The sequence below is a fragment of the Rhodanobacteraceae bacterium genome, assembly GCA_024234055.1.
Lineage (GTDB): Bacteria > Pseudomonadota > Gammaproteobacteria > Xanthomonadales > SZUA-5 > JADKFD01.
Genome location: JACKOW010000018.1, coordinates 15,623 through 28,480 on the forward strand (window position 1 = coordinate 15,623; position 12,858 = coordinate 28,480).

At 65.2% G+C, this 12,858-nt stretch carries 10 protein-coding genes; 3 read left to right on the forward strand and 7 right to left on the reverse strand.

The window, feature by feature from the left end:
• Positions 1 to 75: 75 nt before the first annotated feature.
• Positions 76 to 1,260, reverse strand: a complete 1,185-nt coding sequence (locus H7A19_19130) for a hypothetical protein (GenBank protein MCP5476946.1) — start codon at positions 1,258 to 1,260, stop codon at positions 76 to 78.
• 343 nt (positions 1,261 to 1,603) lie between these two features.
• On the opposite strand from H7A19_19130, the gene H7A19_19135 reads away from it, so the two are divergent.
• From H7A19_19135 to pdeM, 3 genes are all read left to right on the forward strand, one after another.
• A complete protein-coding gene (locus H7A19_19135) occupies positions 1,604 to 3,133 on the forward strand; it encodes a hypothetical protein (GenBank protein MCP5476947.1) in 1,530 nt (509 codons plus the stop codon).
• An 85-nt stretch (positions 3,134 to 3,218) separates the two neighbouring features.
• On the forward strand, positions 3,219 to 5,693 hold the full coding sequence (locus H7A19_19140) for a ligase-associated DNA damage response DEXH box helicase (GenBank protein ID MCP5476948.1): 2,475 nt from the start codon (positions 3,219 to 3,221) through the stop codon (positions 5,691 to 5,693).
• Complete coding sequence (pdeM, locus tag H7A19_19145) at positions 5,690 to 6,340, forward strand: ligase-associated DNA damage response endonuclease PdeM (GenBank protein MCP5476949.1); 651 nt, start codon at positions 5,690 to 5,692, stop codon at positions 6,338 to 6,340. Before H7A19_19140 ends, pdeM begins: the two co-directional genes overlap by 4 nt.
• A 303-nt stretch (positions 6,341 to 6,643) precedes the next feature.
• Here pdeM and H7A19_19150 read toward each other — a convergent pair whose 3' ends face one another.
• The 6 genes from H7A19_19150 to H7A19_19175 form a co-directional block, all read right to left on the reverse strand.
• Positions 6,644 to 8,044 carry a deoxyribodipyrimidine photo-lyase gene (locus tag H7A19_19150; protein ID MCP5476950.1) on the reverse strand — a complete coding sequence of 467 codons (1,401 nt, stop codon included), beginning with the start codon at positions 8,042 to 8,044 and terminating at the stop codon, positions 6,644 to 6,646.
• Positions 8,044 to 8,790 carry an SDR family oxidoreductase gene (locus H7A19_19155; protein MCP5476951.1) on the reverse strand — a complete coding sequence of 249 codons (747 nt, stop codon included), beginning with the start codon at positions 8,788 to 8,790 and terminating at the stop codon, positions 8,044 to 8,046. The genes H7A19_19150 and H7A19_19155 overlap by 1 nt, the downstream gene beginning before the upstream one ends.
• A gap of 125 nt (positions 8,791 to 8,915) precedes the next feature.
• A complete protein-coding gene (locus H7A19_19160) occupies positions 8,916 to 9,362 on the reverse strand; it encodes a GNAT family N-acetyltransferase (GenBank protein ID MCP5476952.1) in 447 nt (148 codons plus the stop codon).
• Positions 9,359 to 10,402 carry a magnesium/cobalt transporter CorA gene (gene corA, locus H7A19_19165; protein ID MCP5476953.1) on the reverse strand — a complete coding sequence of 348 codons (1,044 nt, stop codon included), beginning with the start codon at positions 10,400 to 10,402 and terminating at the stop codon, positions 9,359 to 9,361. Before corA ends, H7A19_19160 begins: the two co-directional genes overlap by 4 nt.
• A 195-nt stretch (positions 10,403 to 10,597) precedes the next feature.
• Positions 10,598 to 11,866 carry a DUF4105 domain-containing protein gene (locus H7A19_19170; protein MCP5476954.1) on the reverse strand — a complete coding sequence of 423 codons (1,269 nt, stop codon included), beginning with the start codon at positions 11,864 to 11,866 and terminating at the stop codon, positions 10,598 to 10,600.
• The gene (locus tag H7A19_19175; GenBank protein ID MCP5476955.1) at positions 11,863 to 12,717 is read right to left on the reverse strand and encodes a CBS domain-containing protein; all 855 of its coding nucleotides are present in this window, start codon (positions 12,715 to 12,717) and stop codon (positions 11,863 to 11,865) included. The genes H7A19_19170 and H7A19_19175 overlap by 4 nt, the downstream gene beginning before the upstream one ends.
• Between the last annotated feature and the right edge of the window lie 141 nt (positions 12,718 to 12,858).

The window sequence follows — 12,858 nt, forward strand, 5'->3', positions numbered from 1 at the left end:
CGGTAGTAGATCAAGAGCTCGCGGGCAGAGCCCGCTCCCACAGACAGCTTCGGAACTGAGCGCTGGGTGAAGCATTCAGGCATTCGGATCCACGCACGCCGTCTCCGATTCGGTATCGAAGCCATCTCCGAGCAACTGCTCGATCGGGTCGAACCAGTAGGCGGCGCCACGATGGTCGCTGGCGCCGGCGTAGCCGGGTGAGCCGAGCACGTAGCGCTGGCTGTCACTGGCCACCGACCAGCCGATCAGCTGGCCAAAGACCGGATTGGCCACGCCTGCGCCCGGCGCTTCAAGCCAGATGCCGGTGATGCGTTTGAACACGACTGCGGCGCCGCAGGACCCGCGGGCATAGGGCGCACCGGCCAGCGCGAAATCGCCCGCCAGCGCCACCGACCAACCCAGACGATCACCCGGCAGTCCTGCAGCGGCAGCCAGCTGCGCCTGCAGTGACCAGACGCTGCCTTGGCGCTGGTGCACATACACGCTGCCCGCGCCGGCGGCGGACAACGGTGCGCCGATCAGCGCACGATCGCCGTCAATGCTGACCGAAGTACCGTAGCTGTCGCCGTTGTTACCCAAGGCGTCCGTGAGAATTGCCTGCTGTTCCCAATTGCCGAGGGTACCGACGTAGACATAGGCCGCACCCACGGCAAAACTGCCGAGCCCTGCTCCAGCTCGACCGGGCGCCCCAACCAGCGCCGTCGTGCCGCTGAGCGCGACGCCATGGCCGAAGTGGTCACCCGGTGCCGGCAGGTCGGCCCCCAGGCGTTGCTCCTGCGACCAGACCGACCCGCTGCGCGCGTACACATAGGCGGCGCCACGACCAGCCTGCGCATCGGGCGTACCGATCAAGAGCAGGTCACCGTCCAGAGCCAGCGCGCGGCCGAAGCCGGCACTGTCATCACCATCTGGCGACACCAGTCGGGTCTGCTGTACCCAGTTGCCGGCGGCAAATACGTAGACGTAGACCGAAGCGGGGTTCTGTCCTGGCGCCGCCACCGCCAGCGTGGTGCCGGATATCGCCAACGCCGATCCATACAGGTCACCCGGCGCCAGATCGGCAGGTGCGATACGGGTCGGTGCCGTGCACTCGGCCAGACTGCAAACGCGCGTGTAAACCGCGCCGGCACTGGAGCTCTCGCCAGGACTGCCGGATGCAATACGTGTCCCATCGATGGCCACCGCATAGGCCGATTCGGCAGCGAGTCCATTGCCCTCCACCAATCGTTGGGTCTGGGCGTGTCCGAAAGGGCCAGGCAAAGCGCAAAGCAGTAGCAGCGCACCCCGCAGCCCGGCAGATTTTGACGTTCTGGCGTTCATGACTGCAGCTTAGCGGCAGATGCCATGGCCCTGTCAATTCGACCTTGGGTGATTCCCCTCAGAGCGTGTTCCCGTCTCGGACGCCTGTGACTGGAACCGGCACGGCAGCCCGGGCGATCGGGACTCTCACCCAGCACCACTGGGTGAAATAGCCCAAGGCCGCTCCTCAGGCTGATTCGGCCACTAGGCTGCGAAGCGATCCCCTGCAGGACACGCGGCTTTCGCTCACCGCTGTCGACCAAAGACATCTGCCCGCAGGACATCGACCACCAGGAGGTTCGCGATGAGCTATTTCAGACTTTGCCCCCGTCAACCCCATGCCGGATTGGAGCACGCCGGGCGTGCGCTGCTGTTGAGCGCGGCTCTCGGCCTTTCCAGCCTGTGCAGCGCCTCGGCAGCGAGCATCACACTCAACGATGCTCATCAGTTCGATATCACGGCCAGCACCGTGATCACGCTCGACGGCGCGCCGATCAGCGCCGCCGAACTCGCCAGCGCGGGACAGGGATTCAATGCCCAGGTCAATGCCAGCAATGTCACGCCCAACGCCGGAGCGGGCACGGCCAATCTGATTGCGCTGCGCAATCTGCTCAAGGGGCCGGTCACGTCTCTGGATCCTCTGAGCGTGCTCAATCAGCCGATCACGGCGACCGCGGACACCGTACTCCGCGACGTTCCCGGCGGTGATCTCGCCAATCTCGCACTGGGTGATTCCCTGGAGGTCAGCGGCGTCATCGACGCCAACAACAGCATCGTGGCCGCCCGCATCCGCTTTCGCGCCAATGGATTCGGCGACTGGAAACTCTCGGGTCTGGTATCCGGACTGGCAGGCAGTCAGTTGGCCATCGGCGCCCAGCCGGTCGATTTCACCGGTGTCACGCCGCTCAACTGCGTACCTGCGTTGCAGGATGGCCAGTTTGTGGAAATTTCTGCCCTGGCTGATCCAGGCTATACGCCGGCAAGCACGCTGACCCAATTGACGGCCCTCGGCTGTCTGGATCCCTTGCTGGTGAATCCGCCTCCAGGAACGGTTCCGGTAGCCGTCGAGGGCATCATCTCGGCTCTGCCCGATCCAATGCCTGTTCCAGCGCAGTTCACGCTGCTCGGCGCCGAAGTGACCACCACAGCGCTGACTGAATATCGCGGTGGCACGATCGATGATCTGGACCTGGGTGTACGGGTGGTGGTATCGGGCTTCTATGACGCACTGGCACGCACGCTGCTCGCCAACGAGATCCGCTTCGTCCAGGCTCAGGTTCGATTCGAGGCGCCGCTGGCCCCAGCGGACATCGACCCGGGGCATTCGCTTGTGATCATGGGCAGTTCGGTGGAATTCACCCCACAAACCCGCGACGAAGATGGGATCGCGGCGTCAGGACTGAATTCGGCCCGCCAGGTGGAAATCCGCGGGTTGATCGACAGCGCCGGCCAGATCTACGCCACCCGAGTCAGGGAGCGCGGCAATCCGGACCTGGCCGACACCAGGCTGCGCGGTCCGGTGACGTCGGTCGCTGCGCCTGAGCTGTTGGTCTTGGGCATCACCATCGACAGCTCACTGGCGGCATTTCGAGACGCCAACAACATGCCGATGACTGCCAACGCCTTCTTTGCTGCCGTACAACCGGGCACGCTGGTTGCCGCCGAGGCCGGCGTCTACAACCCCAGCACGCAAACCTTGCAGCCAGCGTTGCTGGGATTGGTCGACACGCCGCTGCCGCCGCAGGCGGGGAAAGGCGCAGGTGCAGCCGGTGTTGCCCGTGGCACGGTCAGTGCGGCTGGCATCGATGAACTCTTCCGCAACGGCTTCGAATAGCACGCGAAACCACCCGGGCCGCACTGCGCAGCGGGGCGGCCCGATCTGAACATCACGCTCACCGGGTGCCGGCCAGAATCCGGCCATGCGTGTTCTTGCCCATTCCGACTCAGGCTACGACCCCGGCTGGCTGCGGCTGCATGCCTGGTTCGCACAGCGTGGCTGGACGCCAGCGCCCTTCCAGCAGCAGCTCTGGCAGGCTTGGCGCGAGGGTCGCAGCGGTTTGTTGCATGCCCCCACCGGCAGCGGCAAGACGCTGGCGGTCTGGGGTGGCGTTCTATTGGATGCACTGGCTGCAAAGGCGCCACCGGCGGCGGGATTGCGGGTGCTCTGGATCACGCCGCTGCGAGCATTGGCCGCCGATACCCTTGAGAATCTGCGGGCACCGTCACTGGATCTGGGCCTCGGCCTGGCGATCGAACTACGAACCTCCGACACCAGCAGCAGCGCCCGCGCCCGTCAGCGCAAGCGCCCGCCGTTTGCGCTGATCACCACACCCGAGAGCCTGTCGCTGCGGCTGTCCCATGCCGATGAGCAAGGCGCGCTGTCGAAACTGGATGCGATCATTGTCGATGAATGGCATGAGTTGCTTGGCAGCAAGCGTGGCGTGCAACTGGAGCTGTGCCTGGCGCGACTGCGGGATCTGAATCCGCGACTGAAGATCTGGGGCGTGTCGGCGACGCTGGGCAATCTGGATCAGGCCATGCAGGTCCTGCTTGGCCCGGGTGTCAACGGCACCTTGATTCAGGCACCCGAGCACCGGCGGTTGATCATCGACTCGGCATTGCCGGCCCAGGTCGAGCGTTTTCCCTGGGCTGGGCACCTTGGCCTGCGGCAGTTGCCGCAGGTGCTGGACAGTGTGCTGACCGCGCAAAGCACGCTGCTGTTCACCAACACCCGGGCGCAGGCTGAACTCTGGTTTCAGGCACTGAGCGCGGTCTGGCCCCTGGACAACGACACCCTGGCCCTGCACCACGGCTCACTCGATGCAGAGCACCGGCGCGAGGTGGAACAGGGGCTGCGCGAAGGTCGATTGCGGGCAGTGGTGGCCACCTCGTCGCTGGATCTGGGCGTGGATTTCTGCAGCGTCGATCAGGTCGTCCAGATCGGCAGTCCCAAAGGCATCGCTCGCCTGCTGCAGCGCGCCGGTCGCAGCGGCCATCGACCCGGACAAGTCAGTCGCATCCGCTTTGTCGCCACCCAGATGCTGGAACTGCTGGAAATCGTGGCCACACGCCGGGCGCTGGCACGCGGACGCATTGAAGCCCGCGAGCCGCTGACGCGAAGTCTGGATGTGCTGGCCCAGCATCTGGTGACGTTGGCCCTGGGCGGCGGCTTCGAGCGAACGCCAATGCTGGCCGAAGTCCGTCGTTGCCATGCCTTTGCTGATCTCGGCGACAGCGAGTTTGATCAGGTACTGGACCTGATCACTCGTGGCGGCGCCAGTCTGGCCAGCTATCCGGACTATCAGCGTGTGCAGTTGATGGACGGCCGCTACCGGATCGAGAACCGCAAGCTGGCGCAGCGGCATCGCTGGGGAATAGGCACCATCGTGGCCGACAGCCAGATGCAGGTGCGCTTTGTCAGCGGCGGCTACCTCGGCAGCGTCGAGGAGAGTTTCCTCACCCGCCTCAAGCCCGGTGACCGCTTCCAGTTTGCCGGGCGCAGCCTGGAACTGGTGCGCATCCATCAGATGCAGGCTCAGGTGCGGCGGGTTAGCGGGCGCGCCGGAGCGGTTCCCCGCTGGATGGGTGGCAGGCTACCGCTCAGCAGTGATCTGGCCGATGAAGTGCTGCAGCTGCTGGCCCATCCCTTCGGTGATGAACCCGAATGGCTGCTGCTGGGGCCGATGTTGAGGCTGCAGCAGCAAATGTCGGCACTGCCGCGCCCAGGCGTGCTGCTGATCGAGCGCCTGCGTACACGCGAGGGTCATCACCTGGCGCTCTACCCCTACGCCGGGCGCAGCGTCCATGAAGGCCTGGCGCCCTTGCTCGGGGCACGGATCGGCCGGCTGCGCCCGGCCAGCTTCAGCTACGCGGTCAATGATCATGGACTGATGCTGAGTTCTCGCGCACCCATCACACTCGCGCCCGAACAGGTAGTCGCCCTGCTTGATCCCGCCGGCTTGATGGCTGACATCGAAGCCAGCGTCAACCTGGCGGAACTCGGACGCAGGCAGTTCCGCGAGATCGCCCAGATTGCCGGGCTGGTGCTGCGGGCCGCTCCGGGGCGACAGCGCAGCGTGCGCCAGCTGCAGGTCTCCAGCTCGCTGCTCTTCGATGTGCTCAGCGAACACGATCCCGGCCATGTGCTGCTCGGCTGCGCCCGACGCGAAGTGCTGGAGCAGCAGCTGGAGTACCAGCGGCTTCTCGACGTCCTGCAGCGACTGGGGGCGGCCCGAGTGGAATGGCGTGAACCGCAGTCCCTGACACCGTTTTCATTTCCGCTGTGGGCCGAGCGTCTGCGCGGGCAACTCAGCCTGGAAGACTGGCAGACACGGGTGCGGGCGATGGCCGAGGCCATGGAAGTCAGGCATGCGGACAAGGCCAAGCGACCGTGACTGAAGCCGACAGCGTGCAGCTGCGCTGGAACGGAGAGCGGCTGCAACTGCTGCCCGAGCGGGCCTTGCTGCTCCCCGATCATGCCGCCCTGGTCATTGCCGACTGGCATCTGGGCAAGAGCGAGATCTTCCGCCGTGCCGGCATCGCTGTACCGGATGGCGGCACTGAAGCTGATCTGTCGCGGCTGGACCAGCTGATCGCGCACTTTCGCCCGTCGCAGCTGCTGGTGCTGGGCGATCTGGTGCACGGCGCGGTCAGGGCGGATTCGCCCTGGTTGAGCCGGCTGAAAGCCTGGCGTCGGCGCCATCCGCAACTGGCGCTGCGCGCGGTCGTCGGCAATCACGACCGGCACATCCAGGCACTGCCTCTGGACGAATGCTTGCCGGCGCTGCAGATCGGCAGCCTGAGGTGCGTCCATGAAAGCTCAGCGACCGCCGCTTCGCCAGAGCTGGCCGGTCATCTGCACCCGGTGATGCGCCTGAGCGGCGTCGGCATGCGCGAGCGCGTGCCGGTGTTCTGGCTGCGGCCAAGGAGCCTGATCCTTCCCTCCTTCGGTGGCTTCACCGGCGGCCACCCGATTCAACCCGGCGCCGGCGATCAGGTGTATGCAGCCCTGCCGCAGGCGGTGATTGCGATCCGGCGCTGAGGCACGGGGCACGGGGCGCGGGGCACGGGGCACGGGGCACGGGGCACGGGGCACGGGGCACGGGGCACGGGGCACGGGGAAAGGGGCACAGGGCACAGGGCACGGGGCACGGGGCACGGGGCACGGGGCACGGGGCACGGGGCACGGGGCACGGGAAAGGCTACGGGAATCGGGCTCTTGTGGGTCCAGACTTGTCTGGTCGCTCCTGGCGGCGTGCTGAGAAAGCGTCCGGACAAGCCCGGACCCACAAGAGCGGGAGGGCCGCAACCCCCGCCCCGTGCCCCCTGCCCCGTACCCCGCTTCTCATCTCCCCTTGCGCAGCTCGCTGTATGCCGCCAGCGCCGCCTCGCGGCTGCGTTTGAGATCGACGATGGGCTTGGGATAACCGCGCACGCCGCCGACGTTCCAGGGTTGATGAATGTGTTCGGCCGGCAGATGCGCCAGTTCCGGCACGTATTTGCGCACGTAGCTGCCCAAGGGGTCGAAGCGCTCGCCCTGGGTGATCGGATTGAAGATGCGGAAGTACGGTGCGGCATCGGCACCGCTGCCGGCGGTCCATTGCCAACCCTGGGTGTTGGCCGCGAGATCGGCATCGACCAGCGTGTCCCAGAACCAGCGGGCGCCATGCAGCCAGTGGTAGCGCAGATTCTTGGTCAGGAACGAGGCCACGATCATGCGCACCCGGTTGTGCATCCATCCAGTATTCCAGAGCTGGCGCATGCCGGCGTCGATGATCGGAATACCGGTGCGTCCACGCTGCCAGGCACTGAGCTGTGCCAGATCGACCTCGGCCCAGTCGAAATCGGCAAAGCCTGTCTGCAGCGGTTGCTCGGTCGTGTGTGGAAAGTGGTACAGCAGGTGATGGCCGAAATCACGCCAGCCCAGTTCACGCAGATAGGGCTCCGCCAGTTCCCGCTGGGCCGGCGAGGCCTTGCGCAGCAAGCGATCGGCCACCTGACGCGGGCTGATCTCGCCAAAATGCAGCGCTGGCGACAGCCTTGAGGTGCCCGGTCGATCCGGGCGGTCACGTCCCTGGGCGTAGTTTTCCAACGCGCCGATGGCAAACTCGTCGAGTTGCTCCAGAGCGCCCTCGCTCCCCGGCGACCAGACCCCGTAGAAGCCCTGATCCCAATCGATACGCGGCAACAAGGCAAGGCTGTCGATTTCGACTCCAGACACCCCGTGTGCGGGCAAGGTGGACGGTGCGGGCAGCGGTTCCGGCAACGGCAGACAGGTCTTGAGCTTGCGCCAGAAGGGGGTGAACACCCGATAGGGCTCACCGCTGCCGTTCTTGACTTCCCAGGGCTCGGCGATCAGGCATGCGGCGTGGCTGTGAGCTTCGATGCCGCGGCCGCGCAAGCCCTCCTTGATGCTGGCATCGCGACGCACCAGTGCCGGGTCGTACAAGCGATTCCAGTAGACGGCGCGGGCGCCGGTCTGTTCGATCAACCGATCGATCTCGACGGCGCTGTCGCCAACGCGCAGCACCAAAGCGCTGCCCAGCGCCTTCAGCTCGCCATCCAGAGCCTGCAGGCTGTGATGAAGCCACCAACGGGAAGCCGCGCCCGGCTCCCAAGGCTGCTCTTCGTGCGGGGCGTGGATGTAGACCGGAATCGGCGTATGCCCGGCCGCCACCGCGGCGCACAGGGCCGGATTGTCGGCGACCCGCAAATCACGTCTGAACCAGACCAGTGCCGTGGACATCAGGCGCCTGCGTTTCGAACCAGGGGACGCACCGCGCTGAAGCCTCCGTCCATGTGAATGACCTCACCGGTGATCCAGCGTGCATCGCTGCTCAGCAACCAGGCGGCTACCGCAGCGCCGTCGGCCGCATCGCCATAATGCCCCAGGGGATATTGCGCCGCGATGTTCTGCTGGCTGCGCTCGTTGACCAGCATCCGCTCGGTCATCGGCGAGCGCATCAATCCCGGGGCCACGGCGTTGATGCGGATGCCCAGATGCGAGAAGTCCGCCGCCACCGACCGGACCAGGGCCTCAATGGCGCCCTTGGCCATGGCAATCCCGGCATGATTGCTGACGCCAAGTCCGGCGACCACCGAGCTGAACAGCACGATGTCGCCCGTCTTCCTGGCCGCGGCCAGCGCCTTGGTGTAGGCCTGCACGCTGAAGAAGGCGGTATCGACATTGGCCGCCATGCAGCCGCGCAGGGCCTCGGCGGTGACCCGACCCAGAGGTGCGATCAGGGTGTTGCCGGCACAGTTGATCAGGGCATCGGGCACGATTCCGGCGCGTTCGGCCGCCAATGCAAAAGCGGCTTCGGCGCCCCCGGGCGTGGACACGTCGGCCTGAACCAGCACATCACCATCCGCCGGATCCAGCAGCGTCACATCGCGACTGACCAGCACCAGTTTCCAACCGGATTCGCGCAGCCGGCTTGCCAGTGCCCGAGCCACGCCGCCGCTGGCACCGGTGATCAGTGCGAACTTCATATTCGGATTCCTCGACTCAATTGCTTGAATCTAGCGAATCCGACGTTCCGGATGAGTGAACCGACCGGCGACTGCTTCTCTTCGCATCCGGGGCGTCCTTGGCGGATAAATGCTCTGGCAGCCTGTCAGTGCCGATTCTTGATCAGTCGCAGGCGCTGCTCCCGAAATCCAGCCTTGCGGAAGAATTCGTGGGCCTGCTCGCGATGCTCGGCGCTGGTGACTTCGATGCGGCTGGCGCCACGATCGGCAAACCAACGTTCGGCCGCAGCCAGCAGGCGCTTGCCGACGCCCAGGCCACGCTGGTCCTCATCGACCGCCAACGCGGTGATCCGGCCCAGCGGTTGTTCCTGCTGCAGCATCGGGATCAGATGACCGGCGACCACACCGGCCACCACGATGCCCACGGTCGCCACCAGCACCAGATTGTCATCCGATTGCGCCACCAGCTCGCGCATGCGCTCTTCGGCCGACTTGAGCTCCACCGGATAGCCCATGGTCACCAGCAGCCGAGCCACGGCCTCGCCATCGGCGAGCGTACCCACGCGAATCTGGATGGCATCGCGTACCGTCATAGCCATTCCGCCTTCTTCAGTCGTACATACAAGGCTATGCACATCAGCACGGTGACGCCTACCACCGTGACATAGCCGTAGTGCCAGTCGAGTTCGGGCATGTACTTGAAATTCATGCCGTAGATCGCACCGACCGTGGTCGGAATGGCAAGGATGGCAGCCCAGCCGGCCAGTCGCTTGGTGACTTCGTTCTGGCCCACCGAGACCATGGCCAGATTGACCTGCAGCGCTGCCGAAATCATCTCCCCCAAGGTGCTGGTGGCCTCGCTCATGCGCACGGCGTGATCGAAGACGTCACGGAAATACAGTCGCACCTCCTCGTGGATCAAGCCCGGGAAGAAGCGCTTGAGCTGGTTGAGGATGTCGTGCATGGGCGTGACCGCCAGCCGCAGGGTTACCAGCTCGCGCTTGAGGTAATACAGATGTTCGATGGTGTCGCGGTCGAAGCGGTCGTTGAAGATGCGCTGCTCCAGTTCCTTCAGCTCCGCCTCGAAACTGCTGACGATCGGGAAGTAGTTGTCGACGATGAAATCGAGTACCGCATAGAGCCCGAAGCTGGGGCCCAGTGCCAGCATTTCCGGTGTCTGTTCGCAGCTGGCGCGGGCGCGGGCATAACTGAGTGAGGCGCCATGGCGCACGGTGATCAGAAAGCGCTTGCCGAGGAAGATGTGGGTCTCGCCGAACTGTACCTTGCCGCCGACGAACTGCGAGGTATGGACGACGATGAACAGAGTGTCATCGTAGACCTCGATCTTCGGCCGCTGATGCGCGTGCTGGGCATCTTCGATGGCCAGATCGTGCAGGCCGAACTCCTCCTGGATCTTCAGCAGCAGCGCCTCGTCAGGCTCATGCAGACCCAGCCAGATGAAGGTGTCGGCCTCGGCCAGGATGTCACTGATCTCGTCCAGCGTGGTGTCGCGCAGGCGCTGGCCACTGCGGGCATAGGCCACGCAGTTGACCACCGGCTTGCGACCCTGATCGGTGGCTGAGACGGCCGTCGGCAGGGGCAGCGTGTCGGCAGGCGACTTGAGCTCGTCCATGGGCACCTCGATGGGACTTTCGGCGCCGGCATCATGCGCGGCCGCCGCCGGAGGTTCAACCCGAAGCGGCAGTCGGCAGGTGACCAATCACGATGCATGATCTGAGCATGACGCGGCGTGGGTCCCCTGCCCCTTGCCCCCTGCCCCCTGTTTGATGCGCGAACAAGCGCAGGGACTCCCATCAGCTGAGACCCACTACGCCACGCAGCGACGCACCAGCACCAGACGCAGCACCAGCACCAGCGGCGACAGCAGCAGTAACCACTCGATATTGGACTGGTCAAAGCTGCGGAACACCTTGGACAGGATTGCGAACAGCACCGTGCCGAGCGCAATCCAGGCACCGATCCGCGCCAGCTGCGCGATGCGCCCCGCCACCTGCTCACGCCACAGCAGCTGCATCCAAGCCGGTAGCGTCAGCCACCAGCTGGGCGAGAGCAGCAGCAGGTTCTCGTTGCGGTAAGCCGCGGCGTGGTCGGTGCCCAGCCAGAGACCGGCCAGCACCAGGCCTGCAGCGCCCAGCACCAGTGACAGTCCGGTGCCCGACAGAGCCAGAGCCACGCGGCCCCAGGGATACATTTCCGAGAGACGCGACAGCGCCAGCAGCAGGCCTGCCAGCACGATACCCATGGCGGCAAAGGGCGCGCGCCAGTCCGGTGCCAGCGGCCAGATGTCAGCGCTGTCGGCGCCGGCCGGCAAGACCTGCTCGCTGAGCAATAGCGGCTGCCCGTCGGCCAGTTTCAGATCCCGGATCTGGCGCTTGAGCTCACCCGGGATGAAGCCCTCGTCCCAGATCGATAGCGGCTGATCGACCGGCTGTCCCAGCGCCAGATCGGTGCCCAGATAGAGCCAGGGTACGCCCTGCGCATAGGCGCGGGTGAAACGCCGCCAGGTCCAGCCGTGGGAGCGGTGCTCGGTGGCTTTCTTGAGCGCGCCACCCAAGGCAAGGTCGAGCGCGTCGCGTACCCGCGTGGAACAGTTGATGGTGTAGTAGTCGTAGCGATAGTCGCGGTTCTCCGGGCGCACCTGCTCGGCCAGATAAGCGGCGAGCTTGGCCACGGCTTCGGGCTCCAATCGCAATTCCTGCAACCAGACCCGCCGCCCATCCTCGAGGTATCCGGCGATATCGGCATCGCCATCCAGCGCCACCGCCTGGTAGAGCATGCGGCCACGAACGAAGCGCAGCAGGAAATCCTGCTGGGCAAAATCGAAATAGCCGAAGTTGTAGCTGATGCTGCGACCGCCGTCCGGATCCCGCAACAAGATCGCGTTGTGACCGAAGCGCTGCCAGTAAAGTTCGCCCGGCTCCACGGTCAGCAGGTACACCTGCAGAGGCGGCGGCGCCGCAAAGCCGTCCTCACCGGTAGCGTCAGGGATGCCGGACGGCGCTGATTGCGCCGCTGACGCGAAAGCCACCAGACACAGCCAGAGCAGTGTCAGCGCCCGCCAGCCAAGATGGATCATCCGCTCAGTCCCGGACGCACCTTCAGCAGATGAACGCGGCGGTCGTCTGCCTTGGCAACTTCGAACTGAAAGCCGCCAATCTCGACGGTTTCGCCGGTCGTCGGCAGATGGCCAAATGCGTGGGTCACCAGACCGCCGACGGTGTCGGCCGACTCGGTGTCGAACTCCACCGAGAAGTGTTCGTTGAAATCTTCCACCGGGGTCAGTGCCTGCACCGCATACAGGCCGTCGGGCAAGGCATTGATCAGCACCACCGGCTTGTCCTCGGCATCGTGCTCATCGTCAATCTCGCCGACGATTTCCTCCAGCACATCCTCGATGGTGATCAGACCGGCCACGCCGCCGTACTCGTCGACCACGACCGCCATATGCGTGCGGTTGAGCCGGAATTCCTTGAGCAGGAGATTGAGCTTTTTCGACTCCGGGATCAGCGTCATCGGCCGCAGCACCTTGCGCAGCTCGAATTCGCTCTCGCCCTTGGAATAGTGACGCAGCAGATCCTTGGCCAGGAGCAGCCCGAGTACGTCATCCTTGTCTTCGCCATGCACCGGAAAGCGCGAGTGGCCCGACTCGGTGACGATCCGCAGCACGTCTTCCAGCGAGGCATCGACATCCAGCCAGACCATCTGGGCGCGCGGCACCATGACGTCTTCCACCTGTTTGTCGGACACGCTGAGCGCACCTTCGAGCATGGCCAGGGTGTCGGCATCGACCAGCCCGTTATCGCGGGCGTGACGCAGTTCTTCGATCAGTTCTTCGCGGTTCCGCGGCTCGCCTGAGAAGGCTTGACCCAGTCGCTCCAGCCAGGAGCGCTGCGCGGAACCGCTGCTACTAGGGGAATCTTCGTTCATCTACAGCTTGCAACAAGCCCGATGGGGCGGAACGCCAAGTGTAACGGATGACGCTGTTCAGGGCGATGACAGCGCTTCGTCTGAATGCGCGACGGTTCAGTTGCAGCGGGGGCAAGGGTCAGGCGTAGCCAAGAGCTCCGC

Coding starts and splice junctions, on each gene's coding strand:
- H7A19_19160 (MCP5476952.1), bottom strand. CDS start 9,362: ATGACGGTACGCGATGCCATCCAGATTCGCGTGGGTACGCTCGCCGAT.
- H7A19_19140 (MCP5476948.1), top strand. CDS start 3,219: ATGCGTGTTCTTGCCCATTCCGACTCAGGCTACGACCCCGGCTGGCTG.
- H7A19_19155 (MCP5476951.1), bottom strand. CDS start 8,790: ATGAAGTTCGCACTGATCACCGGTGCCAGCGGCGGCGTGGCTCGGGCA.
- H7A19_19150 (MCP5476950.1), bottom strand. CDS start 8,044: ATGTCCACGGCACTGGTCTGGTTCAGACGTGATTTGCGGGTCGCCGAC.
- H7A19_19175 (MCP5476955.1), bottom strand. CDS start 12,717: ATGAACGAAGATTCCCCTAGTAGCAGCGGTTCCGCGCAGCGCTCCTGG.
- H7A19_19135 (MCP5476947.1), top strand. CDS start 1,604: ATGAGCTATTTCAGACTTTGCCCCCGTCAACCCCATGCCGGATTGGAG.
- corA (MCP5476953.1), bottom strand. CDS start 10,402: ATGGACGAGCTCAAGTCGCCTGCCGACACGCTGCCCCTGCCGACGGCC.
- H7A19_19170 (MCP5476954.1), bottom strand. CDS start 11,866: ATGATCCATCTTGGCTGGCGGGCGCTGACACTGCTCTGGCTGTGTCTG.